The 18,778-nt window shown below is 43.0% G+C and carries 14 protein-coding genes and 1 pseudogene; 6 read left to right on the top strand and 9 right to left on the bottom strand.

The window, feature by feature from the left end; genetic code table 11:
- Positions 1-529: 529 nt before the first annotated feature.
- Both RCH20_RS03960 and erpA read right to left on the bottom strand, forming a co-directional pair.
- Positions 530-906 (bottom strand): annotated as a pseudogene (locus RCH20_RS03960) (roadblock/LC7 domain-containing protein).
- A gap of 55 nt (positions 907-961) precedes the next feature.
- A complete protein-coding gene (gene erpA / locus RCH20_RS03955) occupies positions 962-1,342 on the bottom strand; it encodes an iron-sulfur cluster insertion protein ErpA (protein ID WP_327192664.1) in 381 nt (126 codons plus the stop codon).
- Between the two features lie 494 nt (positions 1,343-1,836).
- On the opposite strand from erpA, the gene RCH20_RS03950 reads away from it, so the two are divergent.
- Positions 1,837-3,909 carry an ABC-F family ATP-binding cassette domain-containing protein gene (locus tag RCH20_RS03950; protein WP_327192663.1) on the top strand — a complete coding sequence of 691 codons (2,073 nt, stop codon included), beginning with the start codon at positions 1,837-1,839 and terminating at the stop codon, positions 3,907-3,909.
- Positions 3,910-3,996: 87 nt separating this feature from the next.
- On the opposite strand, the gene RCH20_RS03945 is transcribed toward RCH20_RS03950, so the two are convergent.
- Positions 3,997-4,359: a septal ring lytic transglycosylase RlpA family protein gene (locus RCH20_RS03945; protein ID WP_209955994.1), complete on the bottom strand. Its 363-nt coding sequence runs from the start codon at positions 4,357-4,359 to the stop codon at positions 3,997-3,999.
- A 748-nt stretch (positions 4,360-5,107) separates the two neighbouring features.
- Between RCH20_RS03945 and RCH20_RS03940 the strand changes: the two genes are divergently transcribed.
- Together RCH20_RS03940 and RCH20_RS03935 are read left to right on the top strand one after the other, a co-directional pair.
- Positions 5,108-6,115 carry a DnaJ C-terminal domain-containing protein gene (locus tag RCH20_RS03940; protein WP_209955991.1) on the top strand — a complete coding sequence of 336 codons (1,008 nt, stop codon included), beginning with the start codon at positions 5,108-5,110 and terminating at the stop codon, positions 6,113-6,115.
- Between the two features lie 295 nt (positions 6,116-6,410).
- Positions 6,411-6,734 carry a chaperone modulator CbpM gene (locus RCH20_RS03935; RefSeq protein ID WP_209955989.1) on the top strand — a complete coding sequence of 108 codons (324 nt, stop codon included), beginning with the start codon at positions 6,411-6,413 and terminating at the stop codon, positions 6,732-6,734.
- Positions 6,735-7,095: 361 nt separating this feature from the next.
- On the opposite strand, the gene RCH20_RS03930 is transcribed toward RCH20_RS03935, so the two are convergent.
- From RCH20_RS03930 to RCH20_RS03910, 5 genes are all read right to left on the bottom strand, one after another.
- Positions 7,096-8,283, bottom strand: coding sequence for an MFS transporter (locus tag RCH20_RS03930; protein ID WP_209955987.1), 1,188 nt, complete (start codon positions 8,281-8,283; stop codon positions 7,096-7,098).
- Positions 8,284-8,970: 687 nt separating this feature from the next.
- Positions 8,971-10,173, bottom strand: coding sequence for a serine/threonine transporter SstT (gene sstT / locus RCH20_RS03925; protein WP_327192662.1), 1,203 nt, complete (start codon positions 10,171-10,173; stop codon positions 8,971-8,973).
- Positions 10,174-10,521: 348 nt separating this feature from the next.
- Positions 10,522-10,998 carry a DNA polymerase III subunit chi gene (locus tag RCH20_RS03920; protein ID WP_209955983.1) on the bottom strand — a complete coding sequence of 159 codons (477 nt, stop codon included), beginning with the start codon at positions 10,996-10,998 and terminating at the stop codon, positions 10,522-10,524.
- Positions 10,999-11,071: 73 nt separating this feature from the next.
- Positions 11,072-12,718, bottom strand: coding sequence for a leucyl aminopeptidase (locus RCH20_RS03915; RefSeq protein ID WP_327192661.1), 1,647 nt, complete (start codon positions 12,716-12,718; stop codon positions 11,072-11,074).
- A 364-nt stretch (positions 12,719-13,082) separates the two neighbouring features.
- Entirely contained in the window at positions 13,083-13,688 is a 606-nt protein-coding gene (locus tag RCH20_RS03910; RefSeq protein WP_209955978.1) for a cysteine hydrolase family protein, read from the bottom strand.
- Positions 13,689-14,310: 622 nt separating this feature from the next.
- Here RCH20_RS03910 and RCH20_RS03905 point away from each other — a divergent pair.
- Complete coding sequence (locus RCH20_RS03905) at positions 14,311-15,585, top strand: LPS export ABC transporter permease LptF (protein WP_327192660.1); 1,275 nt, start codon at positions 14,311-14,313, stop codon at positions 15,583-15,585.
- Positions 15,585-16,838 carry an LPS export ABC transporter permease LptG gene (gene lptG, locus RCH20_RS03900; RefSeq protein ID WP_327192659.1) on the top strand — a complete coding sequence of 418 codons (1,254 nt, stop codon included), beginning with the start codon at positions 15,585-15,587 and terminating at the stop codon, positions 16,836-16,838. The genes RCH20_RS03905 and lptG overlap by 1 nt, the downstream gene beginning before the upstream one ends.
- Positions 16,839-16,939: 101 nt before the next feature.
- On the opposite strand, the gene RCH20_RS03895 is transcribed toward lptG, so the two are convergent.
- Positions 16,940-17,548 carry a class I SAM-dependent methyltransferase gene (locus RCH20_RS03895; RefSeq protein ID WP_327192658.1) on the bottom strand — a complete coding sequence of 203 codons (609 nt, stop codon included), beginning with the start codon at positions 17,546-17,548 and terminating at the stop codon, positions 16,940-16,942.
- 225 nt (positions 17,549-17,773) lie between these two features.
- On the opposite strand from RCH20_RS03895, the gene RCH20_RS03890 reads away from it, so the two are divergent.
- A complete protein-coding gene (locus RCH20_RS03890; protein ID WP_327192657.1) occupies positions 17,774-18,688 on the top strand; it encodes a DMT family transporter in 915 nt (304 codons plus the stop codon).
- Positions 18,689-18,778 lie beyond the last annotated feature (90 nt).

The following is an 18,778-nucleotide window of genomic DNA, read 5'->3' as shown; positions in this document are numbered from 1 at the left end:
GGCTGGTATTTGCTCAAAATTTGAGAGGTCTAATCACGTCAGTTTAGACCAAAGTTGGTTTAAAAACTACGTGTAATTACAAAACCAGTAAGCTTTGCTTGTAGCGACTTTGTGGTATTTGCCTCATTAGCTGGCGCTATATTATCACGAAGACTATATAGTCAATGAAAAGTAATATCGATACATAACCTACTGCTGGCATACGTTTTTCTTGCTTGCTGTGCCTACGCAGACAGAGGCTGCAAAAAGCGTATACCAGCAGTACCGTCGCGTTTTTAAGGTATTTTAACTATAGCGGTAATTTTATGGTCACAGTATTATTATTTGTGGCACCTTTCTAGTGCTCATACCGAGCTACTAATATTAACAAAAGTTATCAAGCTACAAAACAAGAAAAGCATCAACCCATGAGGGCGATGCTTTAGAGGTTTGCAATCAAGCTATACTGACACCATTATTGATATCACGATATGTATGACGACTGGTATTAATAGATCATGCATCTATAAGTCGCCTCTGACAAGCCTGCTTATGAGAAATCAAGTTCAGTCTCAAAGCCTTTCAATTGATAACGGGCCATTGCTAGTGATAACGGACCATTGCTAGATTGGATTTTTGGCGATCAAGCACTAGATATAAAAACAAGTTAGCATTACGCGCCAATGGCCGTAGCAGGTGATATTGACTGTTTAGAGTGATTAAAATGTCTTCGATGTTTTCATCAACACCCAATACATTAGCCACTTTACGCTTGGCGTGGATAACGTCAGTGTTACTGGAAGCCGCGAGCTCAAGGTCAATATCGGTACCTAATATTGCAAGGGTTAAACCGGTTTCACTATCAACTAATGCCGCTGCAATAAAGCCGTCTATATCGTTTAATGCCTCTAATGGCAATTTAGCCATATTACCTTAACTATGAATAGATCAAGAAACATAAATATTAAAGATAAAATCCAGCTTAGATAGAGAACGACGAACCACAACCACAGGTAGTGGTGGCATTGGGGTTGGTCACCACAAATCGTGCCCCTTCTAACCCTTCGGTGTAATCAACGGTAGAGCCTTGTAGATATTGATAGCTTAAAGAGTCAATCACTAAGGTGACGTCACCATTATCAAAATTGGCATCGTCTTCATTCAGATCATTGGCAAAGTTAAAACCATAAGAGAAGCCTGAACAGCCGCCACCGGTGACATAAACGCGCAGCATAAGGTTACTATCACCTTCTTCTTCACGCAACCGACGTACTTTTTGAGCGGCACTATCGGTGAGGCTTAAGATGGTGGGATCCACAGGCTGGTTGGTAGTTGGACTATACTGGTTGGTTGCTGCGTTCATATTTACCTCAGTTGCTAAAATCAAATAATGTCGTTGTCCTTATTTATTAATAGGCATAGGCGTTGCTTAGCAATACTTGCTTATTAATAATAGGACGTAGCACCGTTGTTTTGATTGGGTTGATCATGGTGGCAAAGTAATTAGGCCAAAGCGAAGGCTGCTGGCGCTTAACTGCCTGATGTCAATAGTGTTATAACAGTATACCATAATTGGGGTCGCGATAAGTTTGTCAAGAGTGATAGCAGCGGTTGTCAAAAGAAAAGCTTAGTTTATTAAAAAAGCGCTGTTTGCTGCTCATAAAAGCTTAGTTTATCGATATTAAACGCTTAAAGATGAAATACTTATTTAATTGTTTGCCTATCTAGTAGGCGTTTGAAATAATAGCCGCCAGTTGGTACACCATTAGTGTGCTGTGCCTATGAACTTGTTGTTGTTAAATATACATTTTACAAAATATTTTACTTTCTACAAAACTTTTGAGATGAAAAAACCCTATGATCGAATTTAAAGACGTTGGTGTTCGCCGTGATGGTCGTGAATTATTTTCCGGTGCTGGCTTTCAGCTGCATCCGGGCCACAAAGTGGGCTTAACGGGCAATAACGGCACTGGCAAATCTACCCTATTTGCGCTATTACTAACCCGCATGGGCACTGGTGATACTGAGGTGACGCTCGATCGCGGTGAAGTGTCTATCCCGGATGGTTGGCAGGTGGCGCACATGGCGCAGGAAGTGGGCGCTAGTGCGCAAACGGCGATTAACTATGTACTCAGCGGTGATGAGCAGTGGTATAAAATTAATGAGGCTTTGAGTGATTTGAGTACGGTCAGTGATGATCAAATTGGGGTGTTACATCAGCAGTTTGATGAAATTGACGGCTATCGCACTCCCACTAAAGCGGCCCAAATCATGGCGGGCTTGGGTTTTAGCACCACGCAACACGAGCTGCCCGTAGACAGTTTTTCGGGTGGTTGGCGTATGCGTTTAAATCTAGCTAAGACCTTGATGAGTCGTGCCGATTTAATGTTACTTGATGAGCCCACCAACCATTTGGACTTGGATGCCATTTTGTGGTTAGAGACCTGGATTAATGCCTTTACCGGTCTGGTTATTGTCATCTCCCATGACCAAACGTTCTTGGACAATACCGTTGGTCATATTTTGCACGTTGAGCAAAAGAAAGTCACCTTATATACCGGTAACTACCAGCAGTTTATCCGTACTCGTCATGAGCGTATGGCGCAGCAGCAGCAAGCGTTTGAGAAGCAAGAAGCGACTAAGGCACATTTAGACGATTTTATTCGTCGTTTCCGCGCCCAAGCCAGTAAGGCCAAGCAAGCGCAAAGCCGTATCAAACAGCTGGAGCGTATGAGTGAGCTGTCACCGATGATGGCGGATAATCCGTTCACTTTCCGTTTCTATAAACCGGCCAATATGAGCTCGCCCTTGATTGAGCTGACCAATGCTGATATTGGTTATACCGACACCCCGCTACTCCATAACGCCAATGTGCAAGTGACCCCTGATACGCGTATTGGTCTACTTGGGATGAATGGTGCGGGTAAATCGACCTTGATTAAAGCACTGGTCGGTGAGCTTGGCGTATTATCTGGTACTTATAGTGTGTCAGATACGCTCAAATTAGGCTACTTTAACCAGCATCAAATGGATGCTTTAGACGCTGTCGCCACCCCGCTAGAGATGATGCGCCGCTTGGCTGGTAAGACATCTGATGCTGAATTGCGTTCATTTTTGGGTGGTTTCGACTTCCGAGGCGACCGTATTGATACCCCGAGCGAATTATTCTCAGGGGGTGAGCGTGCGCGTTTGACTTTGGCTTTGATTGTTTGGCAACGTCCAAACGTTTTAGTGCTTGATGAGCCTACCAACCATTTAGACTTACAAATGCGCCAAGCATTGACTATGGCATTACAAGGTTTTGAAGGCGCAGTGGTGCTGGTTTCGCATGATCGTGAATTGATTGCCAACGTCTGTGATGAGCTGTACCTGGTACATGACGGTATCATCGAAGAGTTTGACGGCGACATCAACGACTATGGTAAATGGTTGTCGGATAAACGTAAGGAAGCCAATAGTCCAGATAAAGGTGCTGACAAAAAAGGCAAGAGCAAAAAGGCCAAGAAAAAATTCGTTAATAAAGACGACGTTTCACATGGAACAAATGCCAATACTAGCGGTGCTCAGCTTGATAACTCAAAGCAGGCTAAAAAAAAACTAGCAAATCCTAGTTCAAGTGTAAGCACGACTGCATCGTCATCGCTCACCAAAGAAGAGCAGCGCAAACTGGCCGCTGAGCAGCGCAAGCTTACTGCGCCTGTTCGCCGCGAGATTGAAGATACAGAAAAAGCGTTGGCGAAAATTGACGATAAGCTGGCAAGTCTAGAGGTTAAGCTTGGCGATACCGATCTTTATGAAGACAGCCGTAAGTCGGATCTACTAAAATTACTCAATGAGCAAGCAGCGTTACAGCAGCAGCACAGTGACAATGAAGAGAGCTTACTGCTGGCGATGACGACTTTAGAAGAAATGGAAGCTGAATTTAGCTAAGCAAAAATAGCCATAAATGAGTAAATGAGACATAAAAAGGGGAGAGCGCTAGCTCTCCCCTTTTTATTACATTATGACTCTACTGAGTTATTGTCTACGGTATTTACCATCACCGTAAGATAATATCTTCATACTAGTCGTACAAAGTTGGCAGTTTATTTTACCAGCAGCGGCTTTAGATAAATCAAGAATTCGGCCCCTGATAAAAGGTCCTCTATCCGTAATTTTCACTATCACGCTCTGCTTTGTCTTTTTGTTAGTTACCCGTACCTTCGTACCAAACGGCAGCGTTTTATGCGCGGCGGTCAGAGAATGCATATTGAAGATACTACCACTGGCTGTACGTTTACCATGAAATTTATTGCCATAGTAACTGGTGTTACCAGCAAAAACGGAGGTGCTTAACAGTATTGATAACGTAATAACTAAAGACTTGATTAAATAAGACATTTAATACCTTTTCGTGATTTATAAGATAGACAGATACTCTTGCCTATGTTATCCATACTCCCTATGAGTTTGAATAATATAGTTATTTTACAATAAAAAGCTTGTCATATTCTTACAGTCTTGTAAAAAATACTCAAGGTCAAAGGCTTCTCTAGTGTACACATGCTTGTTTGTATGGGTAGTCTATGAATAATTCTATTCATAATATTTACGTTATTGGTAATTTGCGTTGTCGGTAATACGTATAGTTCTTGTGGCCAAGCTGCTGAGTTGTCTTATACTACTAGTAAGCGTGAAGGTCGCCCAACACTCTCTCAAACTGAACTGACATTGCGACAACAGCTGTCAAAAAATAATGATGCTAGAATTATTGTCAGTCATTATAATAATAGGGCAGTGAATAATGCAGATAGTGTTACAGCTACTGCTGTTGCTTGGTATTATTATTAGTAAGGCACTGCTATAGTCAATGAAAAGTAATATCGATACATAGCCTACTGCTGGCATAAGTTTTTCTTGCTTGCTGTGCCTACGCAGACAGAGGCTGCAAAAAGTTTATACCAGCAGTACCGTCGCGTTTTTAAGGTATTTTAACTATAGCTATCGTTTCAAGCCTCAAATTGAGAACTGTGGTTTAACAGTCAGATAGAACTTAAAAATAGAATTAAAAAAACCTTGTCCAATACTCTGTATTTTAAAATTTGTACGCCACTATAATTAAAAAGCTTCTATTTTGAGGAACCATAACATGGCCGAGAAAAACTATTACGAAATCTTAGGGGTCAAAAAAGACGCCTCAGATGCGGATATCAAAAAAAAATACCGTAAGCTCGTTCGCCAGTACCACCCTGATGTCAGCGATGATCCGGACGCCGACAATAAGATTGCCGAGATTAATAATGCTTACGAGACTATAAGAGACCAAGACAAGCGCGCTGAATATGATGCCATGCTCAACAATCCATTTGCTGGTCAGGGTGGCAGCTTCGGTGGCAGCTCTAATGGGCAGGCGGGCAGTGGTGGTCAACGCTGGGAAGATATGAAAGGTCAGTTTGGTGAGGGCGAAGCCTTTGGTGATGGCAGTTTTCGCTTCGACGATATCTTTTCAGCATTTGGTCGCGGGGCACGCGGGCAAAGTGGTGGACAATCGCAGCATGGTGGCTTTGATCAATTCGGTGGTGGGTTCGGCAGTCAAGATAGTAAAGGTCAGGATCAACATGCGGAGATTAATGTCGATCTGGCGTCAGTCTATAATGGCGACGATTATAGTATTAAGTTAAATGTTCCTGTTCGCCAAGCTAATGGCAAGGTCAGCTACGACAATAAAACCCTCAAAATAAAAATTCCCAAAGGCATTACTGAGGGCAAACAAATCCGTTTAACCGGGCAAGGCGCGGCTGGCAGTGGTAGTGGCAAAAATGGTGATTTATTCTTAAAGGTCAAGATTACCTATGCTGACAATATCCGTCTAGAAGGGGCCAATGTTTATCAAACGGTCAATATCACCCCATGGGAAGCGGCGCTTGGTGAGAAAATTAATGTCAGTACCCCAGCGGGTACCCTAGGCGTTAGCATTCCTAAGAACAGCAAATCAGGGAGTAATTTACGCTTAAAAGGCAAAGGTATTCCTGCTAAAGAAGCGGGTGATTTATATTTAACCTTAAATATTGTCAATCCTGAGGTCAATACCGATGCAGCAACTGAGGCTTATGAGCAGTTAAAACAAGCCTTTACTGATAGCAGTATTAGCCGCTAATCAATAGTGTGAGTCAATAGTGTGAGTCAATAGTAGCTGTACTACATAATAGCATTATGAATAGCATTTGCTAAAAAGTGCTGAACGATTTTAACCGCTTATGAACTATGATAGCTGGCGACTAATGAAATCAGTCTTTTAAAAATAGCGATAAGTTTTTAGAACTGGCTATAAAGCACAGAAGCGCAAAGGTTACTTATGCTGGTATTCCACTATCGCAGTGTTAACGACAACAGCCGTAAAAATGATGACTATATGGTACCGATGACATACAGAGCAAACGAGGATAATAATTATGAAACACTCGCCTGAATTAACCGACATTATCATGAACTTAGACGAACTGGTGTCTGCTTGTGGGCAGGATCGTCAATGGGTCATTGCTTTGATTGAAGAGAGCGTCATTGAATATGACGTGCCTGACAGCGAACAGTTTAGCGGCTATCAACTGACCACCGTTCGCCGCGCTTCTCGTTTGAGTCGCGACTTTGAAGCCAGCGTGCCAGCGATTGGTTTGATTATTGAGCTATTAGATGAGCTTGAGCAACTGCGTCAGTTCAAACGCCAATGGGACGCTGAGTCATCAATGATTGAAGTGGAAATTAGCAATTTAAAGTGATATATCAGCTTAAATCAGTTTAGTCGCTTAAAGCACTCTAATGACATGGATAAACTCGTTTCCGATGATATTGAATAAAAAATGAGATATAACTTCACGCGACCGCTAAAAAAGTTGCTTGCTGTGAACTTGATATATGCTAGAGGCTTCATAGGTTTTTTCTAGCCATACTGTATTCTCTGCAAAATAGACCAGCTAAAGTGGGCAAATAATCGGGCAGTTATTAAAAGTTAAATATAAATTGCAGACAACAAAAAAGGGCTGTTATAGCCCTTTTTTATGGTTATAGATAACCGCCTTGTCTGTCATAGATAAACACTTAAGCTAGTATTTCTCCCGTTAGATTATAGTGTCTAGATTGTTATTTAGCGCGGAAACCATTTATTCTAGCAGTCCATACGATCGATAAACCTATTAGTGCTAGCGCGAGTACTGCCCATGGGAATGACACTGCCCCAAGGTGCTGTAATAGTAGTGCACCCGCTACCCCGCCGCTAGCGACTGCCAAATTAAATACGGTCACAAACATTGATTGTGCCACATCGGCATTCTTACCCGCTGCACCCGCTAGCGCAGTTTGTAGCATTATTGGTGCGCCACCAAAGGTGATACCCCATAGGGCTATGCCCACTAGCACGAGTGCCGTTGAGCCACCAGAGAAGCCCAATATTAATGCAGCTACCGCAAATCCACTCAGACCTATCAGAGCCATAGCCCGTAGCCAGTGATCGACTAACAGCCCAGTCAGCCAGATTCCAACCATGGCAGCCATGCCGAATAGCAATAGGACAGCGTCGACCCGCTCTGCCAACCCAACCGAGGCTAAGAACGGTTCGATATAGGTATAGAGTAGATTGTGCGCGGTTATCCAGACGAACACTGTGAGCAGTACGGGACGGATACCTGGCATCAAGAAAATGCGCTTAATAGGCAAGCGCTGTTTAACCGACTGTCCCGCAAAGTCTGGTATCGCTAGTCGTACCCAGATTAACAATAATAAGGTTAGCGCTGACATGATCCAGAACACTCCACGCCAGTCAAACAGCATTCCTAACCAAGTTCCTAATGGAATTCCAAGAGCTAGTGCAATGGGTTGACCCACACCCGTTATGGCCAATGCACGACCTCGCATATTGTCGGCCACCATTCGTAACACATAGCCGGGTAACAATCCCCATATTACCCCAGCTGCCATCCCTGCAGCAAAGCGTGCCACTATAATGATGGCATAGCTGCTGGACAAGGTTGTGACAATGTTAAACACTAACAAGGCACCGACTGCCAACATGAACAGTCGCCTGCGGTTCCAACTGCGGGTAGCGGCGATAACTGGGATAGCGGCTAGCACTGAGCCTAGCGCATAGAAGGTTATCAGTTGACCGGCCAGCGCTTTAGAGACACCTAACGACTCACTTATTTGCGGTAGTAGACCTGCTGGCATGGTTTCAGTCATGATGGCGAGGAAACCTGCCAAGGTGAATGCTAGCAGCTTCCAAATAGGTAAACTGGGAGCAACAGGGGCAGATACTTGATGATCGTCGATACTCATATAGTGATTGCTCCTGTTGCTATAGAGGCTATATTAGTCATAGCCATACGGGTTATATAGGCCATGTAGGTTGTACGAGTAATGCAGAATATATTGAAAGTGAAGCTGGCAATGTTCATTTTTTCATTAATGTTCATGTTAACTTCTTTTAATAATAGATAAAAAACCCTTTCCATGAATGGTTAGGGTGGCAAGACATGATGGTCTTTTATAAATAGAGGTTATTAAGCGCCAAAGTTGCTGGTGACGAGGCTATAAAGTTAACTACTAGATAGACTGGGTGTTGTAACTAGAGTCTGAACGGGGCGTGCAGTATAGCTGCGTTTCCACAGTATGCGTATGCCGGTATGTACCGTTTTGTTAAGCACGAAACCCTTACTACGTATGATGATTTTATTGTTTGGAATCATAGTTTTGGACTATATAAAGGTTAATATGAACCTTTCACTATTAAGACTAGATTATAAAGTGAGGGCTTTATCATATGCTTATAAAAGTGTATAAGCTAGCAGTCATTGCATGCCAAAGGTAGGGAGAGTTCGACAAATTTTAGCCAAAAAAAAAGGACATTAATAGGCCCTTTTTTTTATGAAATAATCGTATCGCAAAGTACTATTTTTTAAAAAATAGTACTTTAAAAAATAGTATTTTAAACCGTCGCATTATAGATGACTCATATATCCGCAATTAACGGGCATATTTAGGGTCAGCGGCTGCTGTGAATAGCACATCAGTTGATGAGTTCAGCGCAGTTTCTGCTGAATCTTGCACCACCCCAATAATAAAGCCGATGGCCACCACTTGCATGGCCACGTCGTTAGGGATGCTAAATAAGCTACTTGCTAGTGGAATAAGTAGTAAGGAGCCACCCGCCACACCGGACGCACCGCAAGCACTAATGGTAGCGACTAAGCTTAATAGTAGGGCGGAGGCAAAGCTCACTTCGATTCCCAAAGTATGAGCAGCGGCCAGCGTTAAGACGTTAATAGTAATCGCCGCGCCAGCCATATTGATAGTGGCGCCCAGTGGAATAGTCACTGAATAAGTATCTTCATGCAGACCCAGTTTACGCGCAAGATTCATGTTGACTGGAATGTTTGCTGCAGAACTACGAGTGAAAAATGCTGTAATCCCTGACTCACGTAGGCAGGTAAAGACTAGTGGATAAGGATTCTTCCCAGTTTTTACCAGCACGATTAGGGGGTTGGCAATCAAAGCAATAAATAGCATACAACCGACTAGTACTAATAAAATACGTGCATAGCCTGCCAGCGCGGCAAAGCCGGTTTCAGCGACCGTATTGGCAACCAAGCCTAAGATACCAATAGGGGCCAGCGCAATAACCCATTTTACCACTTGCGAGATAGCATCAGCAAAGTCCACTACCACGGTGCGCGCGGTTTCACTGACTTGACGAAGGGCAAAGCCAATAATGATTGCCCAAGCTAAGATGCCAATATAATTGGCTTCAGCGATCGCATTGACCGGGTTTGCGACCAGGTTGAGTAGCAGATTGGTAAGAACTTCTTTTAGGTCAGCTGGTGGTACTTGCTCAATAGTGGCATTAACTAAAACCAACTCGGTTGGAAACAAAAAGCTGGCCCCGACCGCGATAAGTGCTGCAAAAAAAGTGCCGAAGATATACATAATCAGCACGGGTTTGACATAAACCTCACTACTACTACGGTGTTGGCAAATGGCCGACATCACCAAAATAAACACCAGTACTGGAGCAACTGCCTTTAGCGCGCCGACAAACAGTGTGCCCAGTAGTCCTAATGCAATACCGATACTGGGAGCCAGCCAGCCGACTAATACCCCTAATATTAAGCCAATAATAATCAGCGGTACCAGACCTATACGTTGGTACATCATAAATAATGAACGCATCACACCACCTTTATCCGAGTTAATAAAAATTTAATAATGAAAAATTAATCATATCAATAATATAATAATCAGGCGATGGTAGCATTTTTTTACATATTCGCCTACTGCAATACAGCGACGGTATGGATTTACGGCTTAGAGTCAGAGTAAGTAGACTACATAAAAGCAGATAGGTTTAATGGTAGCTGGTTCACTATAAATCAGTATTTAAGTCACTTTTGAAAATTAAAGATAAAGAAGAATAGGAGTGTATATATGACACTAATAGGTCTAGGAAGCCTGACGATGTGAGCTTATTTTTTGGGATTGGGATTGGGATTGGGATTATGAATAGGGCTGAGAGTAGTACTACACTTTAAAATGAGTCAGCTTATAATCTAATTGTTGATAACGCTTATATTTAATACGTCCCTCTTGCACACTGGCGGCGTCCGGTTTGATGATTTCAAGGATACGGGTTGGCTGCGCATTACTGGTTGCAGTCATAAAGTCGTTGATGGGATGGGAGGTGGTATTGATAATAATACCATTGAACTCTGCTGGTAAATAAGTACCCAGTAAGACGGGTGCTAACATTTTATTTGTCGCTAAGGAACTATTTGCAGAGACAATAGTCGTATCAGACGCCAAACGTTGGTGCGGAATAAAGCTACTGGCATCATGGGCCCATAGCGCTTGATCAAAATCGTCAAGTAACGCGTCATCCTCAGTAAGGATTAATAGCGACTGATTGCTTTTGTTTAACGCTGTTTGGGTCAATTGACAAACAAAGCCCAAGAAATCTTGGGCCTTATTCTCACTTAACACATAAAAACTAATTTGCATGGTGCAAACCCTCTACATTAATAGTAGTCATCAATTAATAATGGCCATGAAGGTCTGTACCAGTCATAAAAGCTTATGCCATGCCTGCACAGTTCTTTAGATACTGCATGAATAATGGCACAGGACGACCGGTTGCTGCTTTTTCACTACCTGAGTTCCATGCGGTACCGGCAATATCTAAATGCGCCCATGCTTGACCGTCTTCAACGAAGCGCGATAAGAAGCATGCTGCAGTTACTGCCCCTGCACCTTTACCACCAATGTTTTGCATATCAGCGATAGGCGAGTTGATGAGTGATTGGTATTCGTCGTCCATTGGCATATGCCAAATTAAATCACCTGATTGGGTGCTGGCGTTTTCGAGTGCAAACAGTACATCTTCATCATTACTAAATACTGCTGAACGCACATGGCCTAAGGCAACCACACAAGCACCAGTTAAGGTAGCAACATCGATGATAGCTTTTGGCTGATAGTAGCGCTGTACGTAGCATAAGGTATCTGCCAACACTAAACGGCCTTCAGCATCGGTGTTTAATATTTCGACCGACTTACCGTTCATAGCTTTTACGATATCACCAGGACGAGTAGCGTCACCTGATGGCATATTTTCTGCGCAGGCTAGAGCACCAACAACGTTGATTGGTAGACGGGCCTCGCATAGGGCTTTCATCGTGCCCAATACAGCGGCTGAACCACCCATGTCGAATTTCATCTCATCCATAGCAGCGGCAGGCTTGATTGAAATACCACCTGAATCAAAGGTGACACCTTTACCGACTAGTACGATAGGCGCATCATCGTTTGAGATTTGGGCATTATCAGCATTGTTTTTGTCGGCCTTTTTACTGGCTTTTTTCATTGGTAGTTTATCGGTAAGAATTTTTAGACCGCCACTAACCTTTGCGCTGTTGTTGGCAGTGTTAGCACTGAATTTTGATTTGCCTTGATATTCTAAAAGTACCAACTGGCCTTCTTTAGTTGACCCTTGAGATACCGCTAAGAAACAGCCCATGCCCAATGCTGACATGTCGTCTTCGCCCAGTACGGTCACTTTTAATAAGTCAGGATAGGCGTTGGCTAATTCTTGTGCTTGCTCTGCCATGAAGACTGGGAAGCAGATATTACCTGGCTCATTAGCCACATCGCGAGTCAGGCTTTGACCGATAAATACAGACTGTGCAAAGTCTAATGCGGGCTGTAGAGCGTCATCAGCGAGCAAGTAGATATCAGTTAATATCGGTGTTGTTTGTTCAGACTTATACTTATCAAAACGATAGCTTGCAGCCAACAGATTGAGAGCAAATTGTCCAAACTGCTCTTCTTCTAAGGCATCACCTAAGGCGACGGTAATAGACGCAACACGTTTCTGTGTGCTCTTGTAGATGGTATTAGCAATTTTTTGCAGCACGGTGTTATTGAGCTTATCGCAGCAACCAACACCAACTAATAATAGCTGGACAGGGTTTTGCTTGGTGGTCTTTTTATCACCTGCCAATGCGTAATCAGCAACAGTTTCACAAGCTTTGCCATTAAAGTGTGAGACTTCAATCAGTTGCTCAATACGGGTTTGGTAATCGCTTAAAGCGGACTCAGCTAATATATTTTTTTTATCATCGACTAAGACCACCAGACAGGCGGCGTCTTTGTCTATCGCTTCTTTTTTGAGAATTTTTTGGTTATGAGTTTTTGGTAACTGCTCAGTTAGTTTAATATTCATATATTTTTATCCTTGTGTAGTGCAAAGAAAGTTTTAGTGCAAAAAAGTATCAATGTCAGTTAGAGTGCGAGGCGCATTAGATTGTGAGTTATATTTGTTGGCCTAACAAGCTAGTTTTACAGTGTACCATATCAAGAGCTAAGTGCGTGTTTAGCAAGGGTTAGGTAATATCTTTGAACACATTTGCCGTACTATCTGGTCGCCTGCAAACGCAGCGACCCGCCATAATATTGATAGTACGATTAACCAATAATACTGTGATTAACTATTAAATAATACTGTGATCAACTATTAATAGTATGATTAATTAATAGCCTGGCGGGTTTTACTGGTCGAGGTACCGGCCAATAATCAATGACTGCTATTAACCGTTGACCAGCTGATCAGTCGATACTAGGGCTGCAAATCTATCCTGTAGAGCCGCCATCGCCGTATCATGTACAACTTCAGCGCTGATAGCTTGTCCTGCAGCACTTGGTAAGGCACGAGTGGCACAGGCATCATGGCAAACATAACTCTGAAAGCCAAGGTCAAAGGCTGCTCTCACGCTCGAACTGACACACATGTGACTCATAAAGCCAGCAAAAATAATCTGCTGCTTATTGGCGGCGGCTATAAGCTCCTGCAGCGGCGTGTCATAAAATGAGTTGGGGTGCTTCTTAGTGATGGTTTTTTCATTGTCGCTGGGCTTTAACACCTCAACGATGTCTACTTTAGAGGTCAATGGATCAAAAACCTTGTCATTGTCTTCGCCATGATGCGCCATATGAAAAACAGGAATGTTTTCCTTTCTGGCTTTATCGAGTAGTAGGCGTGCGTTTGCAGTTGCTTTGACACCTAGTTCACCCAAAGGCATGGCACCGTCAACATATTCATTCTGATAATCAATGAAGACGATAGCACAATTTGACCAATCAATCGGCTCAAATTGTCCGCCAGCTAGATTAAGTAGTGTAGAGGGAACAGACATTTTATTCTCCGTTGTATAATTAAACCTATATAAATCCAATACCGTAGCCAACTAGCCTGCCGTACCTACCTTGATAAGTAGCGACAGTCAGTGCTTGGCTGTTATCGATTGATGTGCTTTTATCACAACTATCAAAAGAAAGTATTAAAATTATTCGGTTTCGACTTTAAGGTATGAGTTAAAAAGGTATGACAGCAAATTCTAACAACTAATCTCGACAATAATTAGAGCTAGATACCAACAACACACAAACCCGTTTAAATAAAGTGAAGAAAAGGGCTGGTTTTTATGCTGTTAAGCCAGAAACTAACAGCAGGATATCTAAAAACATAAGTGGGTAGTCAGTAAGGGTTAGGTAATATTTTCGAACACATTTCACCGCTATTTTTTACAAAAATATGCTAGCATTAGCAGCTATATCGGTCTGTGTCATGATTTCTCTTGCGCTAACAAATACAAGTGTGACCTTAAGCGTGGCTTAACTATAGCATTATACAGTTAGCCCTGGCTTATTCTTAACACGACAACCGCCAAATATTATTTATAAACCTACTAATAAATACGCGAGAAATCGCGAGAACGCCACCTGCTAAGAGTACCTATTGTGATATTAAGCCGCTACATGACCCGTCAGGTTGCCTCGACCACTGCTTTGGTATTGGGTTTTTTGATGGTGTTCATGCTTGGTGGTCGCCTAATACGCTACTTCGGTATTGCTGCTGAAGGTCGCTTAGATATCAGCTTGTTATTTAGTATTATTGGCTATAACTTGCCGTACTTTTTAGAGCTGATTTTACCGTTAGCTTTTTTTATTGCATTAATGTTGGTATTTGGGCGCTTGTATGTCGACCAAGAAATGGCGGTGATTAACGGTAGTGGTATTTCTCGCGGTAAGCTTGCACGAATGATGACCCCATTAATTTTGATATTATTCGTAGGCGAGGCGGCGTTATCTGTGATTGCTAAACCCTGGGGCGTACGCTCTTCAGAGACCATTTGGCAGCAGCAGGCACTGACCAGCGCTTTTGATTTAATACGGCCCAATGAGTTTATCAGTACTGGCAATTATCATCTGTATGTGGGCAGTCTGAGCGACGATAAAAAACAACTGCAAGATGTAGTATTGATTCAATCTGAACCCACAGAAAAAGGCTCGAGCGCTAAAAGTACAACCGCTGAGCTGACTGAACAGCGTAGCATTCCAGAGCTACCTAGTGATTTGCCTAAAGCGCTGGTTGACCAAGCTGACAGTAGCGATCTGGCCATTAGCAAAGACACCATTACTTTAGCTAAGCGGGCACAGCAAGTGGATACTGGCGGTGACGGCGTGACCCAATTGGATTTATTCCAAGGGCGGCGTTATGAAGTGGGAGCCGGAAGTCTGAGGTATAATCAGGTCAGTTTTGACAGATATCGCATCACCTTGTCTGAACCGTCCAAGGAAGTAATGACCGAAGACAACATCGAAACCCAAGCTATTACGCCATTATGGCAAGCCGCGACTGGTACTGCACAAGTGGGCAGCGTCAATGCTATGCGTGCTGCCCAAGCTGAACTGGGCTATCGGTTGGCGCTACCATGGCTGATGATCATTGCCCCTATGCTAGCGGTACCGCTGGCGCAAGTGCGTCCTCGCCAAGGGCGCTGGCTGCGACTATTTCCATCGATTTTATTATTTGTCAGCTGTGCGTTAGGTATTATCTCGCTCAAGAATGCCGTGAGTAAAGGTGGTATTAGCGTATGGTCGTATGCGTGGCTGATTTTAGGATTTATGGCATTAGCGCTTTATCTGAACTGGGGTACCCGAATTCAACACCGTCTGCGCTTCCGTGTGAAAGGCAATACGCTGGTCTCTGCTGAGACTCAAAGCAATGGCTCACATGGAGGGCCATCATAATGCGCGCATCACTACTTACCAAGCTCTCTAAAAAACCATCTCAAAATCAGACTGCTAATGCTCAACATGCCAGCCTAAAAGTACTTGGACGCTATGTCAAAACCAATGCCTTACTGGCAATTATTGCCGCAGTATTAGGCTTGTGGGCTTTACAACTTTTGTTTTCTTATTTGTCTGAACTTGATGCACTCACCGACAGCTATACGATGTCTGATGTGCTTAAATACATTCTTTATCGCTCACCCTATTTTTTAGAACAATTTATGCCGACAGGTGCCCTATTGGGTGCGGTAATTGGTTTGGGACTGCTGGCGAATAAAAGTGAGCTGGTGGTCATGCGTGCCTCAGGGGTCAGCCTTTATCGTATCGTCGGTTGGGTGTTGCAGCCAGCCCTAGTTTTTGCACTATTGGCATTGGCCATTAATCAGTTTGTACTTCCGCACACTAATCAGTTAGCGAATGATATTAATAGCGAAGATAGCGGCGCATCAATCACTTCAGTGCGTGGTTATTGGACCATGCAGCCGCGCTTTAAAGCTGCTGCCGACAGTAGTGATTCTAGTAAGAACTCAGGTACGGCAGAAGTACAGCCAGATGGCAGCGATATTCTCTATATTGATTACGCTGATGTACAAGGCAATATCGGTACGGTCAAGCGTTGGCACTTAGATAACAATGGCAACTTACAAACTGCTATTCATGCTAAAGGGGGGCAGTATACGGGTCGTATAGCTATTGACACCCCAAATGCTAAGCCTCGCGAGCAATATCGCTACGAGTGGCAGTTAAATAATATGACTAAGCTGACGATCAATAAAGGTTTTGATAGCATGCAAGCAAAGTCAGAAACAGATACTTTAAGCCTGCCTTTTGCGCCGGAGTCTGTCTACCTACTCACACGTCAAGCTGAAGACTTATCGCTCACTCAGCTTTATCAACATCGACAATTCATGCGTCAGCAAGATAAACGCTCGTTAAGTCACGAACTGGCATTTTGGCAAAAACTCCTGTCACCCTTATCTATTTTATCGCTGGTTATAGTCGCCTGCTCCTTCGTCTTTGGTTCCTTGCGTACGCATAGCTTGGGTCTGCGTATCGTAGTAGCATTATTATTCGGTTTACTGTTTAGTTATATTCAGGATTTGGTCGGCTTTATCTCGCTGGCAACTGGATTTTCGCCCCTATTGATGGTGTTATTACCTATTATTGCTAGTGCTTTATTGGGTGGCTATCTACTAAAACGGCAGATGTAGACTGATACGCTTTGATACAGATAGACTTAAAAAAGCACGCTAAACCATGACAGATTTAGCGTGCTTTTTATTACTTAAACTTTCTTACCTGGTTTTAGCGTTTAATCTTTGGTCGCCATAGTAATAGTATAAGTTTTACCTTGTTTTACTTTCTCACTATTCCCAAACACTTCGGTAAATGAGCGCTTCATAAATTGACGCAAGCCATTAATCGTTACCACATAAAAGCGGCCACCTTTACGCATACGCGCATGCGCATCGAGGAAATAGAGATAATGCTGCTCTTTACCTACCTTCGCTGGCAAGTTTGACATCACCAAGCTAAAATCCTTGGCTTTATCCACATGATTAAAGCCGTTAGATAAATGCACATCGACATTATTCAAACCGTTCTTCTCGCAATTAAGGCGTGCATATTCCACTGCCATAAAGTCCTTATCAATCAAGGTATGCTGACCATCTGGACATTCACGCGCTGCTGCCATTCCCAGCACGCCATAGCCACAGCCTAAATCTATTGAGTCATCATCCTGCTCAAAATCAATATAATCAAGGAGCATCAAGCTACCGTCATCGAGCTTTTGCGGAGAAAAAATTCCCCACGTGGTCGCAAAATCAAAAGGCTTGCCCAGCACATCTTGACGAAAATTAATATCTTCGCGCCAGTGTTTGGCTTTTTCTAATAGGTCGGTAGGAGGTCTATGGCTCATGAGATTCTCGAATAATGGATAAGTAAAAGGTGAGTGCGTGCGATTTATGACAATTAATAAGTCAAAATAAGCGAACGCCTTATAGTGCACATTGTAACGAGAAAAGGGCAGGTTTGCAGCTATGGATTGGTAGAATTGTACTGATAGAATTGAGAGTTGGGGTTGAAGTAGGTACAAGGGTAGGTTAGTTTAATATTTACAGCTCGACCTATCAGGAGTATCTGCTTGAAATCTAGTACACACCTTAAAGAATATAAAGATAACTTACCTCTCGCAGTATTAGTAATTATCATAGCGGTATTAGCGCTTTCACTAGGTGATGCACTAATCAAGTTCACCAGCGCAGAGTTTGTTATTTGGCAAATATTTGTTCTGCGCTCGCTCCTAGTGATGCCTATTCTTCTGCTTTACCTTTGGATTAAAGTGCCAAGTGCTTTATCTGTTCCACCAGCGCTAGGCTGGACAATGCTTCGCAGCGTCATGCTAGTTGGCATGTGGCTCGCTTACTACCTGGCTTTACCAAATCTAGACTTGTCGATTGCTGCCGCGACCTACTATACACTCCCTATTTTTATCACTCTTTTTTCAGCCGTATTCATTGGTGACAAAATCAGTCGCCTCGGATGGATGGCGGTAATCGTCGGATTTTTAGGGGTCTTATTAATACTGCGTCCAAAAGCTGGAGATTTTAACCTTTTTGCTATTTTGCCGTTAATTTCCGCTGTGCTTTATGCCTTGTCAATGATTTTAACTCGTACCAAGTGCCGAGACGTTAATCCAGTCATGCTATCGCTCGTACTGAACTTGACTTTCATTATCGTAGGTACACTGGCTGCATTTTTTATTTCGTCAATCGTTTCTGAACCACGTAAAGGTTTCTTATTGGCTTCATGGACAAACATGGGGTTCGTAGAATGGGCGTTAATGGCACTGTTGGCAGTTGCAATTCTGATAGGTAGTGTAGGAGCAGCAATCGCTTATCAAAAGGCACCGCCCGCAGTCATTGGTACATTTGACTTTGCGTATGTTGGATTTGCTATATTATGGGGGCTAGTATTTTTTGCCGAAGTTCCAGACATGCTATCTCTAATTGGAATCTTCTTGATTGTCGTAGCAGGATTTATGTCCTTGCGGCAATAATTGCTTCGTTTGTCCATAAACAGTTTTGTAGGATTCTCCCAGCGCACCGAACAGCTCGCAAAAATTAATTTTCTACACGAAGTAGTATTG

This window comes from Psychrobacter sp. PL15 (assembly GCF_035984995.1).
Taxonomy (GTDB): Bacteria; Pseudomonadota; Gammaproteobacteria; order Pseudomonadales; family Moraxellaceae; genus Psychrobacter.
Note: the sequence above shows the minus strand (reverse complement) of the source record. Positions and strands in the feature narration are given on the sequence as shown.

Bases quoted from the DNA above. Each gene is read 5' to 3' on its own strand.
- erpA (WP_327192664.1), bottom strand. From the start codon at position 1,342: ATGAACGCAGCAACCAACCAGTATAGTCCAACTACCAACCAGCCTGTG.
- RCH20_RS03950 (WP_327192663.1), top strand. From the start codon at position 1,837: ATGATCGAATTTAAAGACGTTGGTGTTCGCCGTGATGGTCGTGAATTA.
- RCH20_RS03945 (WP_209955994.1), bottom strand. From the start codon at position 4,359: ATGTCTTATTTAATCAAGTCTTTAGTTATTACGTTATCAATACTGTTA.
- RCH20_RS03940 (WP_209955991.1), top strand. From the start codon at position 5,108: ATGGCCGAGAAAAACTATTACGAAATCTTAGGGGTCAAAAAAGACGCC.
- RCH20_RS03935 (WP_209955989.1), top strand. From the start codon at position 6,411: ATGAAACACTCGCCTGAATTAACCGACATTATCATGAACTTAGACGAA.
- RCH20_RS03930 (WP_209955987.1), bottom strand. From the start codon at position 8,283: ATGAGTATCGACGATCATCAAGTATCTGCCCCTGTTGCTCCCAGTTTA.
- sstT (WP_327192662.1), bottom strand. From the start codon at position 10,173: ATGCGTTCATTATTTATGATGTACCAACGTATAGGTCTGGTACCGCTG.
- RCH20_RS03920 (WP_209955983.1), bottom strand. From the start codon at position 10,998: ATGCAAATTAGTTTTTATGTGTTAAGTGAGAATAAGGCCCAAGATTTC.
- RCH20_RS03915 (WP_327192661.1), bottom strand. From the start codon at position 12,718: ATGAATATTAAACTAACTGAGCAGTTACCAAAAACTCATAACCAAAAA.
- RCH20_RS03910 (WP_209955978.1), bottom strand. From the start codon at position 13,688: ATGTCTGTTCCCTCTACACTACTTAATCTAGCTGGCGGACAATTTGAG.
- RCH20_RS03905 (WP_327192660.1), top strand. From the start codon at position 14,311: ATGACCCGTCAGGTTGCCTCGACCACTGCTTTGGTATTGGGTTTTTTG.
- lptG (WP_327192659.1), top strand. From the start codon at position 15,585: ATGCGCGCATCACTACTTACCAAGCTCTCTAAAAAACCATCTCAAAAT.
- RCH20_RS03895 (WP_327192658.1), bottom strand. From the start codon at position 17,548: ATGAGCCATAGACCTCCTACCGACCTATTAGAAAAAGCCAAACACTGG.